Source organism: Pseudoleptotrichia sp. (assembly GCF_057270515.1).
Genome location: NZ_DBHIXS010000001.1, coordinates 72,712 through 90,753, shown reverse-complemented (window position 1 = coordinate 90,753; position 18,042 = coordinate 72,712). Strand labels below are relative to the sequence as shown.

At 29.5% G+C, this 18,042-nt stretch carries 18 protein-coding genes; 13 read left to right on the top strand and 5 right to left on the bottom strand.

What is annotated here, in order from left to right; all coding sequences use genetic code 11:
* Positions 1-79 precede the first annotated feature (79 nt).
* Positions 80-1,285 (top strand): MalY/PatB family protein, encoded by a 1,206-nt coding sequence (locus tag ACO5J6_RS00400; protein ID WP_485641340.1) that lies wholly within the window; start codon positions 80-82, stop codon positions 1,283-1,285.
* Positions 1,286-1,541: 256 nt separating this feature from the next.
* Here ACO5J6_RS00400 and ACO5J6_RS00395 read toward each other — a convergent pair whose 3' ends face one another.
* A complete protein-coding gene (locus ACO5J6_RS00395) occupies positions 1,542-2,030 on the bottom strand; it encodes a GNAT family N-acetyltransferase (protein WP_485641338.1) in 489 nt (162 codons plus the stop codon).
* Between the two features lie 221 nt (positions 2,031-2,251).
* Between ACO5J6_RS00395 and ACO5J6_RS00390 the strand changes: the two genes are divergently transcribed.
* From ACO5J6_RS00390 to rplT, 6 genes are all read left to right on the top strand, one after another.
* The gene (locus ACO5J6_RS00390; protein WP_485641336.1) at positions 2,252-2,938 is read left to right on the top strand and encodes a helix-turn-helix domain-containing protein; all 687 of its coding nucleotides are present in this window, start codon (positions 2,252-2,254) and stop codon (positions 2,936-2,938) included.
* A 555-nt stretch (positions 2,939-3,493) separates the two neighbouring features.
* Positions 3,494-4,837 carry a magnesium transporter gene (gene mgtE, locus ACO5J6_RS00385; RefSeq protein WP_485641334.1) on the top strand — a complete coding sequence of 448 codons (1,344 nt, stop codon included), beginning with the start codon at positions 3,494-3,496 and terminating at the stop codon, positions 4,835-4,837.
* An 18-nt stretch (positions 4,838-4,855) separates the two neighbouring features.
* Positions 4,856-6,196 carry a magnesium transporter gene (gene mgtE / locus ACO5J6_RS00380; RefSeq protein WP_485641332.1) on the top strand — a complete coding sequence of 447 codons (1,341 nt, stop codon included), beginning with the start codon at positions 4,856-4,858 and terminating at the stop codon, positions 6,194-6,196.
* 287 nt (positions 6,197-6,483) lie between these two features.
* Positions 6,484-7,017 (top strand): translation initiation factor IF-3, encoded by a 534-nt coding sequence (infC, locus tag ACO5J6_RS00375; RefSeq protein ID WP_485641329.1) that lies wholly within the window; start codon positions 6,484-6,486, stop codon positions 7,015-7,017.
* Between the two features lie 17 nt (positions 7,018-7,034).
* Positions 7,035-7,241: a 50S ribosomal protein L35 gene (gene rpmI, locus ACO5J6_RS00370; protein WP_485641327.1), complete on the top strand. Its 207-nt coding sequence runs from the start codon at positions 7,035-7,037 to the stop codon at positions 7,239-7,241.
* A gap of 30 nt (positions 7,242-7,271) precedes the next feature.
* The gene (gene rplT / locus ACO5J6_RS00365) at positions 7,272-7,616 is read left to right on the top strand and encodes a 50S ribosomal protein L20 (RefSeq protein ID WP_485641326.1); all 345 of its coding nucleotides are present in this window, start codon (positions 7,272-7,274) and stop codon (positions 7,614-7,616) included.
* Positions 7,617-7,777: 161 nt separating this feature from the next.
* Here the strand turns inward: rplT and ACO5J6_RS00360 are convergent, their stop codons facing one another.
* Positions 7,778-8,977: a homoserine dehydrogenase gene (locus ACO5J6_RS00360; protein ID WP_485641324.1), complete on the bottom strand. Its 1,200-nt coding sequence runs from the start codon at positions 8,975-8,977 to the stop codon at positions 7,778-7,780.
* A gap of 35 nt (positions 8,978-9,012) precedes the next feature.
* Complete coding sequence (locus ACO5J6_RS00355) at positions 9,013-10,236, bottom strand: aspartate kinase (RefSeq protein WP_485641322.1); 1,224 nt, start codon at positions 10,234-10,236, stop codon at positions 9,013-9,015.
* Between the two features lie 423 nt (positions 10,237-10,659).
* On the opposite strand from ACO5J6_RS00355, the gene ACO5J6_RS00350 reads away from it, so the two are divergent.
* Positions 10,660-10,857, top strand: coding sequence for a cold-shock protein (locus tag ACO5J6_RS00350; protein ID WP_006806760.1), 198 nt, complete (start codon positions 10,660-10,662; stop codon positions 10,855-10,857).
* Positions 10,858-11,046: 189 nt separating this feature from the next.
* A complete protein-coding gene (locus tag ACO5J6_RS00345; protein ID WP_485641319.1) occupies positions 11,047-11,556 on the top strand; it encodes a hypothetical protein in 510 nt (169 codons plus the stop codon).
* 448 nt (positions 11,557-12,004) lie between these two features.
* On the opposite strand, the gene ACO5J6_RS00340 is transcribed toward ACO5J6_RS00345, so the two are convergent.
* Entirely contained in the window at positions 12,005-13,627 is a 1,623-nt protein-coding gene (locus ACO5J6_RS00340) for an ABC-F family ATP-binding cassette domain-containing protein (RefSeq protein ID WP_485641317.1), read from the bottom strand.
* Positions 13,628-13,963: 336 nt separating this feature from the next.
* Between ACO5J6_RS00340 and ACO5J6_RS00335 the strand changes: the two genes are divergently transcribed.
* From ACO5J6_RS00335 to ACO5J6_RS00320, 4 genes are all read left to right on the top strand, one after another.
* Positions 13,964-14,734, top strand: coding sequence for a histidinol-phosphatase (locus tag ACO5J6_RS00335; protein WP_485641316.1), 771 nt, complete (start codon positions 13,964-13,966; stop codon positions 14,732-14,734).
* Between the two features lie 231 nt (positions 14,735-14,965).
* Entirely contained in the window at positions 14,966-15,463 is a 498-nt protein-coding gene (locus ACO5J6_RS00330) for an NUDIX hydrolase (protein WP_485641314.1), read from the top strand.
* Between the two features lie 83 nt (positions 15,464-15,546).
* The gene (locus tag ACO5J6_RS00325; RefSeq protein WP_485641312.1) at positions 15,547-15,969 is read left to right on the top strand and encodes a hypothetical protein; all 423 of its coding nucleotides are present in this window, start codon (positions 15,547-15,549) and stop codon (positions 15,967-15,969) included.
* 15 nt (positions 15,970-15,984) lie between these two features.
* Positions 15,985-16,674 (top strand): M48 family metallopeptidase, encoded by a 690-nt coding sequence (locus ACO5J6_RS00320; protein WP_485641310.1) that lies wholly within the window; start codon positions 15,985-15,987, stop codon positions 16,672-16,674.
* Between the two features lie 20 nt (positions 16,675-16,694).
* On the opposite strand, the gene ACO5J6_RS00315 is transcribed toward ACO5J6_RS00320, so the two are convergent.
* The gene (locus ACO5J6_RS00315; RefSeq protein WP_485641307.1) at positions 16,695-18,014 is read right to left on the bottom strand and encodes a hydroxymethylglutaryl-CoA reductase, degradative; all 1,320 of its coding nucleotides are present in this window, start codon (positions 18,012-18,014) and stop codon (positions 16,695-16,697) included.
* Positions 18,015-18,042 lie beyond the last annotated feature (28 nt).

The window sequence follows — 18,042 nt, the reverse complement described above, 5'->3', positions numbered from 1 at the left end:
TATTTTTACGATAATCTTGAACAATAGTTTTAAGATAATTTTGAGCAGCAGTTTTGATTATGAAAGGATGATTGGATATATGAATGAAAAATATGATTTTGAAACAGTAATAAGAAGAAAAAATCAGGGTTCTTATAAGTGGGAACAGATGTATAAAGAATATCCCGATTTGCCTGATGATATAATTCCTTTTTCGGTAGCCGATATGGAATTACAGATAGCTCCTGAAATAAAGGAAGGTTTGAAAAAATATATTGATGAAGCGGTATTGGGATATACGGGAGCAAATGACAATTATCTCGAAATTGTAGTAAACTGGATGAAAAAAAGACATAATTTTGATGTGAAGAAAGAGTGGATTGTAACTTCTTCGGGAGTTGTTTCAGCCTTATATGACGCGATAAAAGCCTATACAGAAGAAAATCAGGGTATAATAGTATTTACTCCCGTGTATTATCCTTTTTACAGTGCCATAACTTCCAATAACAGAAAAATAATTGATTGTCCTTTGATTGAAAATAACAGAAATTATACGATAGATTTTCAGAAATTTGAAGAGTTTGCTAAAGATAAAAATAACAGATTACTTATTTTATGCAGTCCTCATAATCCTGTAGGAAGGGTATGGACAAAAGAGGAATTGGAAAAAATAGGGAAAATTGCCCTGAAAAATGATTTAATCATCATTTCTGATGAAATACATTTTGATATTTTGATGAAAGGACAAAAACATACGGTATTACAGACAATTTCCAATGAGATTTCTGAAATAACCGTAACTTGTACTGCTCCTACAAAAACTTTTAATCTTGCCGGAATAGGAATATCAAATATTATTATAAAAAATAAAGAATTAAGAAAAAAATTTATAAAAGAACAGGAAAAATCATCATCTCATGTATTTGCAGCATTGGGATTTAAGGCATGTGAGCTGGCATATATTAAAGCCGAAAAATGGTTTGAACAGTTTCTTGAGCTGATTAATAAAAATCAGCAAATTGTAAACGAATTTTTTGAAAATAAATTTACTGTTTTAAAAGCTCCTTTGATACAGGGAACTTATTTACAATGGCTCGATTTTAGAGAGTTAGGATTAAAAAACAAAGAATTGAAAAGATTTATGAATGAAAAAGCAAAAATATTTTTCAGTGAAGGTTATACATTCGGAAAAAATGGAGACGGATTTGAAAGAATGAATTTAGCTGTTCCTACCCATATCTTAGAAAAAGGGCTTGAAAGATTATACAATGCTATAAAGCAGGATTATCCCGAATTCTGCAAATAATTTTATCTGATTATGATAAAATGGAGCTGCTTCAAAAATAGAAAAATATATAATCTTGATATACAGTATTTTTTATTATGAAATTTTTTTTTATATAAAATATACTCATTATGTCAATTTTGATATACAACATTTTTTTATAAAATTTCGAATATTAAATAAAAAAAGTTATAAATATATTTTCTCATATGATTTTATTTTAAAATTTTATTATAAATTTTTTGTTTTTGAATAGCTTTTTTTATCAATTTGTTATCTAAAATTTCAATCTCATTTCATACCACACAACTCCGCCATGAGTAGATTCGGAAACTCCTTCATTTTCAAAACCGAATTTCTCATAATAAGGGACAAGTACATCTTTGCAAGTGAGGACAACCCCTTTTTTTCCTTGAGTTTTTGCATCGTAAATAAGTTCATTGATTAATTTTTCGGCATATCCTTTTTTTCTATATTCAGGTAAAGTATTAACTCCGAAAATCATTTGCCATTGTCCCTTGTCTTTGTGTAAATAAGGATTTTCATACATTTCATCTGTAAGATTGGGACTGTCTGTAGCCATTCCGTTTACAAAACTTACTATTTTTTTGTCTTTCTCAAGAATGTAAAAATAATCAGGATAGACTGATAATCTCCCTTTCAGTGCCTCTTCCGTCGCGGCTTCATTTACAGGAAAACAGACTGCTTCTATAGAAGCTATTTCTTTTAAATCTTCAATTTTTCCTTTTCTTATTTTTATACTCATTTTTAATCACTCCTCCATAACATATACTCACATAATATATATTAGATAGAATATTAATTTTTATTTTGCATTTATGGCTTTGTTAAAAAATACTGATTTATTTTACAACCATTTTTTGAAAAAATCAATCACATAATTTTTATTTAAAATAGATTTTTTCATTATTTTAAGGTATAATTACCTATAATATTTATAATGAATAAAACGGAAAAGAGGTCATTATGAGAAAAACCGGAGAAATACTGGAAGAATATTTGAGAAAAAAAATGTCTCAAGTAGATTTGGCAAAAATAATAGAGGTATCGCCCCAATACATTAATAATATAATAAAAAATTTAAAAAGCCCGTCCGAGAATTTTCTTGAAAAATTTTATAAAATATTTGATGTGAGCGAAAAAGATAAAACTGATATTAAAGAATATGAAGAATTTAGAAAATTACCTAAGAAATTTCAGGAAAAATTGTTGGATTTAAAAAAGTCAGGTGAAAATGAAAATAACGATGAAAAAGTCGAGGAAATTCAAAAAATATCTTTGCTTGGAAAGTTTGATAGCGACGGTTTTTTCAGATATGATGAAAATAATGAAAACATATCTTTTATTAAAATAGAAACTAATAATGAGCTTTTTGCAGTAAAGACTGAATATATAAATTATATTCCCGTTTTTTACATAAATGATGCTTTGATTTTTGAGAAAAAAAATATTATAAAAAATAGCGAGTTGCATGGAAAAATATGTTTGATAGAATATAAGGATAAAATCGAAATAAGAAAAGTGGAATATATTGACGAAATAATTATATTAAAATCTCTCGAAAATAATGAAAATATGATTTTACTGACAAAAGAAAAAAGTTCTCTGCTGAAAGTAATAGGGGTGTTGAAAGTACATTTGAGGATATATTAAAAACTATATTGAAATTATTCTGAATAATTTCAATAATAAAAAATGAATAATGGGGTTGTCTCATAAAGTAAATAAAATTACCAAATCGTAAATTCTATATATTTTACTATATTTATAAAATCAATAAAAATAATATCTGTTGATTTTTAAAAATATATAACATTTATGTTAGTAAAACTATTTTTGACTTATGAGACAGCCCCGCTGTTTTATATTGTAAAATCTTGAAGGTCTATCTATAAGAAATTATAAATAATGTTTTAGATTATGCTTGTTATTTATTTTATTTGTATATTTTTCCAGTAAAATAAAAAAATGTAAAAAGAATATTCTAAGAAAATTATTGACAATGCTTACAATGTCTGATAAAATCTTATGGAAAATTATTTTATGGAGGTGAGTGTTTTGAACGAGGAAACCGGTCGGAGTATATTTAAACTGAATAAGCTGAATTTAGAAAATCTATGCATGATGACTGGAATATCTCGGTAATGTTATTCTTCTCATCTTGAAAATGCGTAGAAATACACGGATGAAATAAGGAAGGAGATAACAATGGAAAACACAATTCAATCTCTTATAAAAGAAAAAAAATATTTTGAAATAAGAAAATATCTGAACGATTTGAATACTGTAGAAGTTTCTGAATTATTAAATCAATTTGAGTCTTCGGAACTGATGATGATTTTCAGACTTTTATCCAAAGACAGGGCAGCGGACGTATTTTCCTATTTGGATACTGAACATCAGGAAATGATAATCAATACTATGACTGATGTTGAAACAAAAAATATATTTGACGAGCTGTATTTTGACGATATAGTTGATATTATAGAAGAAATGCCGTCAAATGTAGTTAAAAAGATATTGAAAAATACTGATGCCAAAGACAGGCATATGATAAACCAGTTGTTAAAATATCCCGATAATTCAGCGGGAAGCATAATGACGACTGAATATGTAGACTTGAAAAAAGATATGAAAGTATCTCAGGCAATCAAAGTAATCAGGGAAACTGTTGAAGAAAAAGAAAATATTTACACATGTTATGTAATAAGTGAGGATAGAAAACTTGAGGGAGTAGTTTCCCTGAAAGAATTAATCACAAGTGAAGATGATATTGTTATAGAAAACATTATGAACCGCAATTTTGTGAGTGTCCATACCAATGATGATCAGGAAATGGTGGCTGACATAATTAAAAAATATGATTTAATCGTGTTGCCTGTTGTAGATATTGAAAACAGACTTTTAGGTATTATAACGATAGATGACGTAATGGACGTTATTGATAAAGAAGCAACAGAAGATTTTCATAAAATGGCAGGTATTTCACCGGTAGAAGAGTCTTATCTTAAAACAAATGCATTTACCATGGCAAGACAAAGAATAATGTGGCTTATAGTTCTTATGATTTCGGCAACATTTACAGGAAGAATTATTAAAAGTTACGAAGATGTATTGCAGTCAGTAGTTATACTGGCGTCATTTATACCTATGCTTATGGATACAGGAGGAAATGCGGGAGCCCAATCGTCAACGATAGTAGTACGTGCTTTGGCATTAGGAGATGTAACTATTAAAGATACATTCAAAATATTAAGAAAAGAATTTTTTATTTCATTTATAGTAGCGTTAGTTTTGGCGGCAATTAACTATTTAAGGCTTATAACTTTGACCAAGACAAGCCTTGATGTTGCTTTGACTGTTTCGGTAACGCTGATATTTGTAGTTATAATTTCAAAAATAATAGGAGCTTCACTTCCTGTTGTTGCCAAGGTATTGAAATTAGACCCTGCAATTATGGCGGGACCGTTGATAACTACAATATTGGACGCTCTGACTCTTACTATTTATTTTAAATTTGCGTCTATATTTTTGAGTAATCTGATAAAATAGTAGCGGTAAGGAGGAATAATGAAAGAAATAATCGAAACTCTCATAAAAGAGAAAAAATATTTTGAAATAAGAAGACAGCTGAATGATTTAAATCCTGTAGAAATTTCTGAAATAATAAATGAATTTGAAATTTCTGAAGTAGTAATAATGCTTTTCAGATTGCTTAAAAAAGACAAGGCTGCGATTGTATTTCCTTATCTAAGTTCCGAACATCAGGAAATGATTATCCATGCGGCAACAGACATTGAAACAAAGGATATATTTGACGAGCTGTTTTTTGATGATATAGTAGATATAATAGAAGAAATGCCGGCAGATGTGGTAAAAAAAATATTGAAAAATACCGATACTAAAGACAGACATTTGATAAATCAGTTATTGAAATACCCTGACAATTCAGCGGGAAGTATAATGACAACTGAATATGTAGATTTAGAAAAAAATATGAAAGTGTCAGAAGCGATTGAGCAAATAAGAAAAACAGGAAAAGATAAAGAAAATATTTACACATGCTATGTTACGAGCGAAGAAGGCAAACTTGAAGGAGTTCTTTCCCTGAAAGAGCTAATAGCAAAAAAAGACGATACTCTGATAGAAGATATTATGGAGCGTAATTTTGTAAGTGTTCAGACTGATACTGATCAAGAAGCCGTTGCAGACATATTTAAAAAATATGATTTGATAGTTTTGCCTGTTGCTGACCATGAAAACAGACTATTAGGGATAATAACAGTAGACGATGTAATGCACGTAGTTGAACAGGAAGTTACTGAAGACTTTCACAAAATGGCAGGGATTACCGCTCCTGCAGAAGAATCTTATATGAAAACAAACGTATTTACTATGGCAAAACAGAGAATAGGCTGGCTTGCCGTACTTATGATTTCCGATACAATATCAGGAAATATAATTCAAGGATATGAAAAAGTGCTGGCACAATCCATTGTACTGACAGCATTCATTCCAATGCTTATGTCTACAGGAGGAAATGTCGGCTCACAATCATCAACGGTTGTAATACGTTCGTTGGCACTTGGAGAAATATCTCCCAAAGATGCTTTTAAAGTTTTGAAAAAAGAGTTTTCAATTTCTGTAATGGTATCCATTGTTTTATCTATTTTGAATTTTATAAGACTGGTTACTTTGGAAAAAGTAGATATTACGATTGCCCTTACAGTTTCTGTAACTCTCGTATTTACAGTAATAGTTTCAAAAATAGTAGGAGCATTACTGCCTCTTGGGGCAAAACTGCTGAAAGCGGATCCCGCTGTTATGGCGACACCTCTAATAACAACAATATCAGATGCCGTAACACTTATTATTTATTTTAAGTTTGCAACAATGTTTTTAAAAATTTAAAGTGGTATAATAAAAAAGTGGTATAATAAAAATAAAATTTGACAAAAATATCAAAATATAGTAGAATATTTTGGTAATTAAATTAGAAGTAGAAACGTTGTTTCTCACCTTTCCATCGTTAACAGCATATAACTGTTATAAAGTCTTTGATAAGGACAATATTTAAAGATGAGTCAGGTACATAGTTTTTTATTAATTCTTATATATTTTTTATATGAGCAGTTTTAATATAACTATTGAGCAAGGTTTCTTATATCTTGTTTTTTTATTTCAAAAATTTTTAGGAGGTGTTCTGTATAAAAGGAACTAATAAATCTGACGAACCAAGAATGAACGAGAGAATCAGAGCGAGAGAAATAAGAGTAATTGGAGAAGAAGGCGAACAGTTCGGAATTTTATCAGTGAGTGAAGCTGTAGCTCTTGCCAATGAAAAAGGGCTGGACTTAGTTGAAATTTCTCCAAATGCGGCACCGCCTGTATGTAAAATTATGGATTATGGAAAATTCAAGTATGAGAAAACAAAAAAAGAAAAAGAAAATAAAAAGAAACAAAAAAATGTCGTGATTAAAGAGATTAGAATAAAACCTCATATCGATGAACACGACAAAGAAACTAAAATATCTCAAATTGAAAAATTCATAGCCAAAGAATATAAGGTGAAAGTAAGTTTAAGATTAAGCGGAAGAGAAAAACTTCATGCCGAGTCTTCCATAAAAGTTTTGGACGAATTTGCAGATTATTTTGAAGAAAATGCAATCGTTGAAAAAAAATATGGAAAAGAACAAATACAAAAATTTATTATGTTATCACCTAAAAAGTAAAATAAGGAGGAAAGAAAATGCCAAAAATGAAAACACACAGAGGAACAAAAAAAAGAGTAAAAGTAACAGGAAGCGGGAAACTTGTTATTAAACATTCAGGAAAAAGTCATATATTGACTAAAAAATCACATAAAAGAAAGAAAAGATTGGGACAGGATGCAATTGTTCCAAAAGGAGCAGAAAGAAGAATTAAGAAACTATTAGCAGGGCAAGAAGGAAGATAATACAGTAATAAAGTATAAGGAGGAAAGAAAATGCCAAGAGTAAAAACAGGAATAGTAAGAAGAAAAAGACATAAAAAAATATTGAAAGAAGCAAAGGGATATAGAGGTTCCGTAAAAACAAACTTTAGAAAAGCTAATGAAGCCGTAAAAAAAGCAATGGCTTATGCAACAGAGCATAGAAAACAGAAGAAAAGAAAAATGAGAGAATTATGGATAATCAGAATAAATGCTGCGGCAAGATTAAACGGAATTTCCTATTCTAAATTTATGAATGGATTGAAAAAAGCAGGAATTGAGCTGGATAGAAAAGTATTGGCTGATTTGGCTTTAAATAATCCGACAGAATTTACAAAATTAGTAGAAAAAGTAAAATAAATATAAAAATATAAAATATAAAATTTATAAGGGTAATACTCAAAAGTGTTACCTTTTTTATTATTAAATAAAAAAAGCCATTTTAAAAGTTATAAATGTTGTATAATATAAAAAATATATTTATTTCCAATCATTTTCTACTTTTAAAACAGCTCCATTACTTATTTAATAATTTTTAAAATAAATTTTTCCTGAGCATCTTTTAAATACTCATTTATTTCATTTTTTGATATATCATCGGCAAGTATAATATAGTAGTTATCTACCTGATTATACAGCTGGAATGGTGATTTTTCAATATTGAAATCCGATGAAACTCTTATATAGTAAGACCCTTTTACAGAATCAATATCTACAACATTAAAGACTTTTGTAGAATTAAAGAAATAATCAGATTCTATATGTGTTCTTGTAGTAATTTTTACAATATCTGCGACAACTGCTGAAGCCGTAGGCTCCATTCCTGCTCCTTTTCCGTAGAATAAAGTTTCTCCTGTATAAGAACCTATTGTCTCAATAGCATTGAACACATCATCTACTTTTGCCAAAATTTGATTGTTTGAAACAAGAGTAGGCTCTACAGAAATTTGTACAGTATTGTCAGAGAGCAATTTTGATTGAGCAATCAGCTTTATAGTATGCTCCAGTTGTTTTGCGGCGAAAATATCAATAGAAGTTATTTCCCTTATACCTGAAAGAGGCATATCCTTGAATTTTATCGAACCTCCGTAAGCAAGAGAAGCGAGAATATTGATCTTATGACCTGCATCTATCCCGTCAATGTCGTAAGTCGGGTCAGCTTCAGCATATCCTTTGGCAGAAGCAAGAGATAAAGCTTCTTCAAATGACAGCTTGTCTTCTTTCATTTTAGTGAGGATATAATTGGAAGTTCCGTTCATTATACCTCTAATTTCCGTTACTGTATTTGCGACAAGGCTCTCCATTAATGGAGAAATAATCGGAATGCCTCCTCCCACAGCGGCTTCAAATAGAAAAGATACACCGTTTTCTTTAGCTATCTGAAACAGTTCCACGCCATTTTTCGCTATAAGAGCTTTGTTAGCAGTAACTACGCTTTTTTTTGCTCTGAATGCTTCTGTAATAATGTTTTTAGCTATCGTTTCCCCTCCGATAAGCTCAACAACAATTTTAATCTCAGGGTCATCAATAATTTTTTTATAATCATCTATAAGAATGGATTTATCAAAATCAAATGAGAATTCTCTGTTAATATTTAAATCACATGCGTATTTTACTTCAATATCCGCAGTTGATTTTTCAAAAATACTTTCTTTTTCAGCAGTAAGAACTTTTAATACCCCTTCTCCTACAGTCCCCAAACCTATTATTCCTATTTTCATAGTAAATCTCCTTATAAATATTTTATTTTAAAATCTTATTCTTCAATAAATTTTTCATGTAAAGCTTTTACAGCTTTTTCAATATCATCTTCCTTAATAATACATGATACATTGATTTCGGAGCATGAAATCATATCTATATTTATTCCGTTTTCAGCAAGAGTATCAAATATACGGGCAGTAGTTTCATAGTGAGTTTTCAGTCCTATACCTATGACTGAAACTTTAGCAACTTTTTCCTCGTATATAACTCCTTCCGCTCCAAGTTTTTCTTTGAGATTTTCAGAAATCTGCACGGCTTCTTTAAAGTCATCTGTTTTCACAGTAAATGAGATATTGTTAAACTCTTTATTTATACTTGAGCTTTGTAATATAATATCTGTATTTATTTTGGATTTTGCCAATGTCGAAAAAACTTTCGCAGCTATTCCCGGTTTATCGGGTACCCCTAATATTGTTATTTTTCCTTCGTTTTTTGATGAAGTAACTCCTACAATTTTTACTTTTTCCATTAAATGTTCTCCTTCTTTTTCATCTGTTACTATTGTTCCTGTAGTATCATCAAATGATGACCTTAAATGTATGTTTATACCGTATCTGGCAGCTATTTCAACAGATCTTGGATGAAGCACTTTAGCCCCTGAAACTGCCAGTTCAAGCATTTCCTGATAAGAAATGGTCTTTAGCTTTTTAGGATTTGACACCACTCTCGGATCAGCAGTATATACTCCGTCCACATCTGTATAAATCTCAACTTCGTCCGCTTTTAGAGCGGCACCTAAAGCAACGGCAGTAGTATCGGATCCTCCTCTTCCTAAGGTAGTAATATCGTTATTTTCTGTAATCCCTTGAAAACCTGCAAAAACTACAACATTTCCTTCAGAAATTTTTTCTCTGATTAACTCGGTATCAATGTCAAGTATTTCAGCTTTTGTATGATTTTCAGTTGTTTTGAATTTCACCTGAAAAGCATTTAATGAAACAGCTTTTTCTCCTAAATCCTCAATAGCCATAGCAAGAGAAGCTATTGAAATCTGTTCCCCTGATGTGAGAAGCATATCAAGCTCTCTTTTGTTAGGAGAATCGGAAATTTCATATGCTCTTTTTATTAGTGAATCTGTAGTTCCCGCAGGAGCAGAAACTACAACAATTACATTATGCCCCTCTTTTCTGTATTTTAAAACTCTTTTAGCAACTTCTTTAACTCTTTCGGCATTTGCAACTGAAGTTCCGCCATATTTCTGGATAATTAACGCCATATTTTAAACTGTATAATACTTATGGATATAAGTGATTATCTCTCTCCTTTTTTCAAATTTAGGTATTAAGGTACCCATTACCTCTAATTTAATAAATTAAATTATTTCTTATACTATAATATACTATTTTAATATCTAATTCAATATTAAACATAATATTATTTCATTAACAATTATATAAATTTATTAATCAATCATATTTTTAGTTAATGATATAAATAAAAACATTTATTTTTTCAGGGTTTTAAAAGAATAAATATAAAATATGATAATTATATATAATAAAAATAAATCAAAAAAAGGCTTTTAATTTTGAAAAAATATGGTATAATAATTATAGAAACCAAAAGCAAGTGTAACAAAATATATAAATGTAGTTTGTAACAAGGTTGTTTGAGGTGTAAATTTTTAGGAGGTAGTACTTTGTTAGGTAAAGTAAAATGGTTCAATGACAAAAAAGGATTCGGATTTATTTCAGGAGAAGACGGAAATGATTATTTCTTACATTTCTCTAAAATTAATAAAGAAGGATTCAAATCAGTTAATGAGGGCGAAGAAGTAAGTTTTGATGTAGAAGAAGGGCCAAAAGGACCTCAAGCAACAAACGTTGTTTCTCAATAGTATTAACTAAAATGAACTTAAAAACTAAGATATCTGATATCGGTATCTTAGTTTTTTTTGTATATGTTGTTTAATATAATATACTGTTTAGTATATAATAAAATTAAAATAAAAAAATTCTTTAGATTTTCAGTTTATTTTCATTTTGATAAGTTACAATAAGAATATAAAAAATACAAGGAGGAAAAAATGAAAAAAATATTATTAATGATTATGTTGGTATTATCAACATTTTTATTAGGGGAAGGTTATGAAAAGAATTTTGGGGAAAGTATAACTGATAAAATAAAATTTGGAATGACAAAGGAAGAATTTAAAAAAGTAATTCAAAAAAAAGAATTGTCAATATCTCACGACGAAGGGAGTAGTGCTGTATACTATTATTCAGAAGTTGTAAATCCTTTAGGAAAGGTGAGCCAAGTTGCAAGCTTTGGGTTTAGAGATAATAGACTTGTTTCAGCGATTTTTGATTCAGCAACTACTGATGAGGAACATAAACAAACTGTAAAAACATACTCAAAAAATCAAAATAAGTTTTCCAAAGAAAAAATGAAAAAAATAGAAAAAGAAGATAGTCTTTTGCTATATAACAGTAAAAAAACGATAGAAGTATACAGAATGTTAGACCATACATTTGTCGTAGTACAGTTGGCAACACCTGAAAATGTTGAGAATAAAATTAATATGATAAATAATTAGATAATAAATTAGATAATAGAAAAAAATTAAACTAAATAAAAAAATTAAGCACATAAGCACAATAGAATAATAATACAACAATACAATAAAAAATATATTTATTCATTATAACAAAATTTCATTTATAAAAAATAGTTGTTGAAATAGTAAGATACTTTACATTTCAGCATTGAGAAATTTTGAAAAATTTATAAATATATTTTTTTATTGTGTTATTATAATTAATTAATTTTTGAGTAATTAATTTCAAGATACTTTTTTTCTTGAATATAAGGTTATTGGTATAAATTAAATAAGTATAAGATTATTTAACTTTCGTATTTAAGTATTGTAAAATTTTGGAAAATTAATAAATATATTTTTTTATTGTGTTATTATAATCAATTAATTTTCAAGTGATTAATTTCAAGATACTTTTTCTCTTAAATATAAAATTATAAATACCAAATTATTTACCATATAGTTCTGCAAGTCTTTTTTGTATAGCCTCGTCATTTATATAATCATCATATTCCATTTCTTTTTCAAGAATTCCGTTAGGTGTAATTTCAATTATTTTGTTTGCTACTGTTTGAATAAATTCATGGTCGTGAGTAGTAAATAATACAGTTCCCGGGAAATTCATAAGAGATTTATTTAAAGAAGTAATGGCTTCGAGGTCAAGATGATCTGTAGGGTTATCAAGTAAAAGAACATTTGCTCCTGAAAGCATCATTCTCGAAAGCATACATCTTACTTTTTCTCCTCCTGAAAGGACTTTTGCCATTTTTTTAGCTTCTTCCCCTGAAAACAGCATTCTCCCTAAAAAGCCTCTTACATATTCTTCGTGCTGATCAGTAGAAAACTGTCTTAACCAGTCTATTAGCGATAAGTCGACATTTTCAAAATATTCTGAATTGTCTTTAGGAAAATAGCTCTGGGAAGTTGTAACTCCCCATTCATAAGTTCCCGAATCGGCTTCCATTTCTCCTGACAATATTTGAAAGAGAGCAGTTTTTGCAATATCATTGTCAGAAAGAATAACGACTTTATCTCCTGTGTTTACAGTGAAAGAAATATTGTTTAGAACTTTTTCTCCATCCACAGTCTTAGTCAGATTTTCTACTTTGAGCATATTATTTCCTGCTTCTCTGTCAGGTTTAAACTCTATGTAAGGATATTTTCTATTGGAAATCTGCATATCTTCAAATTGGAGTTTTTCAAGCTGTTTTTTACGGCTTGTAGCTTGCTTGGATTTGGAAGCATTGGCAGAAAATCTGGCTATAAAATCCTGTAGTTCTTTTTTCTTCTGTTCAAGTTTCTTGTTTTGGTTTCTTATTAATTCCTGCATTAATTTGTTTGATTCATACCAGAAATCGTAATTTCCGACAAATATTTTGATTTTTCCGTAGTCGATATCGGCAATATGCGTACATACTTTGTTTAAAAAGTGTCTATCATGGGAAACAACAAGGACAGTAGTGTTTTCAAGTTCCATTAAAAAATCCTCAAGCCATTTTACTGCTTTCAAATCCAGACCGTTTGTAGGCTCATCCAGTAAAAGTATATCAGGATTTCCAAATATAGCCTGTGCAAGCAGAACTTTTACTTTTTCAGGTTCTGTAAGCTCTTTCATCAATTTATGATGAAGCTCGGCAGGAATACCAAGTCCTATAAGAAATTTTTCGGCATTAGTTTCAGCTTCCCAGCCGTCCAACTCGGCAAACTCCCCCTCGAGTTCCGCTGCAAGAACACCGTCTTCTTCTGTAAATTCCGATTTTGAATAAAGCTCATTTTTCTGCTGCATAATATCATATAATTTTGTATGTCCCATCATTACTACATTTAAAACTTGTTCATCTTCATAAGCAAAGTGATCCTGCTTTAAAAATGACAGTCTTTTATTTTTATCAATGATTACTTCTCCTGAAGTAGAATCGGCTTCTCCTGTAAGTATTTTTAAAAATGTTGATTTTCCGGCACCATTAGGTCCTATTATACCGTAACAGTTACCCGGTGTAAATTTTATGTCCACTTCGTCAAATAATTTTCTTCCTCCGAACTGGACTGACAGATTACTTGTTGAAATCAAAGAACTTCCTCCTTAAATATTAATTATCCGATACATTATATCAGAAAAAATCAGTAAAGACAAATGTTTATTAGACCTGTCAGATAAATATAATCATATCAAAAAATATGGATAAGAAATAGCGGATAATGAATAAAATGATAAGTTTCCGATTTAAAGTCTTTATTTTTTTTGAAATAACTGGTAAAATATAAAATAAGACTGAATTATCCATAAGAATTTATTGCCATTTTATTCAAAAATTACAAAAATAAATGAATAATAAATGAATGGCTTAAAGTAGATAATTCAAAATAGACAATAAAATTATTGAAAAAATGAAAGGGATGAAAGAAAATGAAAACAAATTTCCATACACATAATTATAGATGTGGGCATGCTGTCGGGAATGTGGAAGATTATGTAAAAGTAGCTATAAAGGAAGGATATTCCGAATTAGGAATCTCAGACCATGCTCCTGTTCCTGATTATTACGAGGATAGAATGAAAATGAGCGAGCTGGACGGATATTTGACAGAAATAGAAGAAGCGCAGGAAAAATATAAGGATAAAATAAAAATATATAAATCTCTGGAGATAGAATATTTTCCCGAATGGCAGGTTTATTATAACGAATTGAAAAGAAAACTGGATTATATAGTTTTAGGACTTCATGCTTTCAGAACGGATGAAGATGAAAAAATATACAGTGCATGGACTATAAACGATGATAGACATGTTCTGGATTATGCCGGATATATGGTAAAAGCCATAGAATCGCGAAATTTTGACTATATAGCTCATCCTGATTTATATATGGTAAAATATAGAAATTGGACAGATAGCTGTATAGAGGCTGCACATATGATTTGCAAGGCTGCTGAAAAATGTAATGTTCCGCTCGAAGTGAATGCAAACGGTATAAGAAAAACATTGGCAAGACACCCTGAATGGAACAGATATATGTATCCTTATAAAGAATTTTGGGAAATAGTGGCTAAATACAATATCCGTACTATAATAGGTTCAGATACCCATAACTTTGAGGAAATGGAAGATTTGCCTATGGAAATGGCAAGAATATTTGCGAAAGAGTTAGGATTAAATATAATTGAAAGTATATTTTAAAAAGTATCTTAAATTTTTAAAACATTTTCTAAATTCTGTTATTCTGATAATTTTGGATACACTCCCATAAATAAATAAAAAGAATAGATATGTGATAAAAAAATAGAATCTAAAAAATAGAATTTGATAAATAAAATCTAATAATTATAGGAAATATTAAAATTAAAAATATTAAATAAAAAAATTGAAATCATAATTTTCAAATATTTATGAAGAGAAAGGAATAAAAAAATGGAAAATTTCAGATTTTTAAAAGGTGCCAAAATGATACACCCTACGACAGGAATAACACTGGAATATCTGGATAAATCCAATGCGGTATGTTTTGTACTTTTTAATGAAACGAAAGAAAAAGTAATACTTGTAAAACAGTTTAGACCCGGACCTAAAGATTATACACTGGAAGTAGTCGCAGGATTAATTGACGATGGAGAAAGTCCTAAAACAGCAGCTTTTAGAGAGTTAAGAGAAGAAACGGGGTATACAAAAAAAGATATAACGGATTTTAAAGAATTAAAAAAAGGTCTGTTTGTATCTCCCGGATACACGACTGAAAATCTCTATTTTTTCAGTGCAAGACTGAAATCCGATTCGATAAAACCGAAAGAGCTTTCTTTGGATGAAGGAGAAGAGCTTGAAGTAAAATGGATTAAAGTCAAAGATGTAGTGAAAAAGTCCAATGATATGAAAACATTATTCGGAGTTACTTATTTTTCAAAATCAAAATAACTGAAAAAGAACAAAAATTAAAAAATAAAAATTGAAAAAGAATGAAGTTTTAAAAGTAAACGCATATTGAAGAGAGGTTAATAATGAATATATGGTTGCTTGTGATTTTATATCTGGTTTTATATTTCCTTGCAAGGAAAATATGGAAAAATATAAAATTGAGCTTTGAAAAACTTGAAGAATTAAACGGAGAATTTATATATACATTTTTGAGGAGAATTTTTAAAAAAGAAGTTTATTTTAAACTGGAAGAAGTAAAAACTGTATTTTTCACAAGAATGATTATAAAAAATGATATGTTTGGAAATTTAACCTTGTATATTGTATTGGAAGATGATTATGCAATAAAACTTCAGAAAAAAGAAAATATTATATTATTTTTTAAAAGTTGTAAAGAAAATAACTCCGAACTATATGAAAAATTTATAAAAAATGCACCAATGGGAATAAATATAACGGCGATAATGGATAGAGAGATAGAAAATTATAAAAATAAAAGAAATTAAGGAGTAAGTATTTAAATGAGAACTGAAAAAATTCTGGGATATGATGTTCACAGAAAAAAGGTAAAAAACATAAATTTAAGAATAAATCAGAATATGGAAGTCTATATTTCAGCTCCTTTAAGTCTTCATACCAGTTATATAGAAAATTTTATCCGCTCAAAAGAAAGCTGGATAAAAAAAGTTATAAATAAAATAGAAGATGTAAAAACTCAACGGAAAGAATATGAGTATAAAACGGGAGAAACCCATAAATTAATGGGGAGAGAATACTTTCTGACAGTAAAAACGGGAAATATAAACAGAGTTACTCTCAATAAAGAAACCAATGAAATAATACTTGTTACGAACAATGAAAATTTTGAAAATAAAAAGAAAATAATGAATAAATGGTATTTTGATTGTGCAAAGAAGATATTTCCCGATGTTATAAAAAAATGGCTTGAAATACTTGATGAAACAATAGAACATCTATCAATCAAACCGATGAAAACGAGATGGGGTTCATGTAATCACAATAAAAGATATATAAATCTTAATACAGAACTTGTAAAAAGAACTCTTTTTGAGATAGAATATGTCGTTTTGCATGAACTTGCTCATCTAAAATATCCTAATCACGGAAAAGGTTTTTATAATTATGTTGAAAGTTATATGCCTGATTACAGAAAAGCCGAAAAACTGTTAAATGCCAAGCATTACTATTAAAAATAATTGGTTAAACTTTTTTATTTTCTGATTTCTTCCAGTATCTTTCGGGCATTTTCCAAATTAATATAATTTGTTTTTAGAAGTTCCTGAACGACAGTTTCTATTTCATCATCTTTAGCTCCTGCAAAAAGTGCTAATGATTTTGCCTGCAATTTCATATGACCTTTTTGTATACCCGTTGTTACTAAAGCTTTTAAAGCTGCCAGATTTTGAGCAAGACCGACTGAAACGATGATTTCGGATAAAGTTTTTGCATCAGGATTTTCTAAAATGTTACGAGCTGCCTTAACAGTAGGATTAAGTCCTATAGAACCTCCGACAGAAGCTATAGGCATCGGAAGCGTAAGCTCTCCTTTGAGTTTTTTGTTTTCAGTGTCAAATTTCCATGTTGTAAGACCTTTATATGCTCCGTCTTTTGAAGCATAAGCATGTCCACCCGCTTCTATAGCTCTCCAGTCATTTCCGACAGCAATAACGGCGGCATCTATACCGTTAAAAATACCTTTATTATGAGTTGCTGCACGGTAAATATCCATTTTTGCAAATCTGTCCGCAAGCTCAATTTTTTTAGCTGTATTTACAGCCTGTTTTTCATCATTACTTAAAAATTTAATATCAATTTCGCAAGATGAAGTTACGAGGGATTCGGTAGCATAGTTGGATAAAATACCCATAAGAGAAATCCCTCCGGTTATATTTTCAAGAAAGGGTTTTATTCCCTCAAGCATACTGTTCAGAATGTTTGCTCCCATTGCCTCTCTGACATCGACAGTCAGATAGACAGATAAAAATTCGATATCATCATTATTTTCAGCATATTTTTCAGGAAAATCCTTATTAGAAAAAATTTTTGTTTCAATATTTTCGGCTCCGCCACCTCTCACAACAATAGAAGGGTAAGCTTCGTTAGCAGTTTTTAGGATTTCACTTTTATATTCAAATATAATCTGTTCTGCTTTTTCAATATCTTTAATGTCATAAAGGACTACCTGTCCTATCATTTTTCTGTTTACAACTTTTGTAGAAAAACCTCCCGAGCGATTTATTATTTTAGCTCCAAAACTGCATGCAGCAACTACCGACGGCTCTTCGGTAACCATAGGGACAGCATATTCTTTTCCATTAATAAGAAAATTCGGTGCAATACCGAAAGGCAAAGAAAAAGTTCCAAGACTGTTTTCAGACATTTTATCTGCAATTTCACAAGATAAAGTAATATTATTTTTTAGAATTTCAAAATATTCCTCATTTAGGAAATCATTTTCTTTCAGTTTTTTGATACGCTCAATTCGACTCTTATTATGAAAACCGAGCCAAATATTTTTATTATTTTTCATAAAATTATTCCTTTATTATTTCAGGTTA

Excerpts from the sequence above, each read along its gene's own strand:
- ACO5J6_RS00400 (WP_485641340.1), top strand. The coding sequence starts at position 80 with ATGAATGAAAAATATGATTTTGAAACAGTAATAAGAAGAAAAAATCAG.
- ACO5J6_RS00395 (WP_485641338.1), bottom strand. The coding sequence starts at position 2,030 with ATGAGTATAAAAATAAGAAAAGGAAAAATTGAAGATTTAAAAGAAATA.
- ACO5J6_RS00390 (WP_485641336.1), top strand. The coding sequence starts at position 2,252 with ATGAGAAAAACCGGAGAAATACTGGAAGAATATTTGAGAAAAAAAATG.
- mgtE (WP_485641334.1), top strand. The coding sequence starts at position 3,494 with ATGGAAAACACAATTCAATCTCTTATAAAAGAAAAAAAATATTTTGAA.
- mgtE (WP_485641332.1), top strand. The coding sequence starts at position 4,856 with ATGAAAGAAATAATCGAAACTCTCATAAAAGAGAAAAAATATTTTGAA.
- rpmI (WP_485641327.1), top strand. The coding sequence starts at position 7,035 with ATGCCAAAAATGAAAACACACAGAGGAACAAAAAAAAGAGTAAAAGTA.
- rplT (WP_485641326.1), top strand. The coding sequence starts at position 7,272 with ATGCCAAGAGTAAAAACAGGAATAGTAAGAAGAAAAAGACATAAAAAA.
- ACO5J6_RS00360 (WP_485641324.1), bottom strand. The coding sequence starts at position 8,977 with ATGAAAATAGGAATAATAGGTTTGGGGACTGTAGGAGAAGGGGTATTA.
- ACO5J6_RS00355 (WP_485641322.1), bottom strand. The coding sequence starts at position 10,236 with ATGGCGTTAATTATCCAGAAATATGGCGGAACTTCAGTTGCAAATGCC.
- ACO5J6_RS00345 (WP_485641319.1), top strand. The coding sequence starts at position 11,047 with ATGAAAAAAATATTATTAATGATTATGTTGGTATTATCAACATTTTTA.
- ACO5J6_RS00335 (WP_485641316.1), top strand. The coding sequence starts at position 13,964 with ATGAAAACAAATTTCCATACACATAATTATAGATGTGGGCATGCTGTC.
- ACO5J6_RS00330 (WP_485641314.1), top strand. The coding sequence starts at position 14,966 with ATGGAAAATTTCAGATTTTTAAAAGGTGCCAAAATGATACACCCTACG.
- ACO5J6_RS00325 (WP_485641312.1), top strand. The coding sequence starts at position 15,547 with ATGAATATATGGTTGCTTGTGATTTTATATCTGGTTTTATATTTCCTT.
- ACO5J6_RS00320 (WP_485641310.1), top strand. The coding sequence starts at position 15,985 with ATGAGAACTGAAAAAATTCTGGGATATGATGTTCACAGAAAAAAGGTA.
- ACO5J6_RS00315 (WP_485641307.1), bottom strand. The coding sequence starts at position 18,014 with ATGAAAAATAATAAAAATATTTGGCTCGGTTTTCATAATAAGAGTCGA.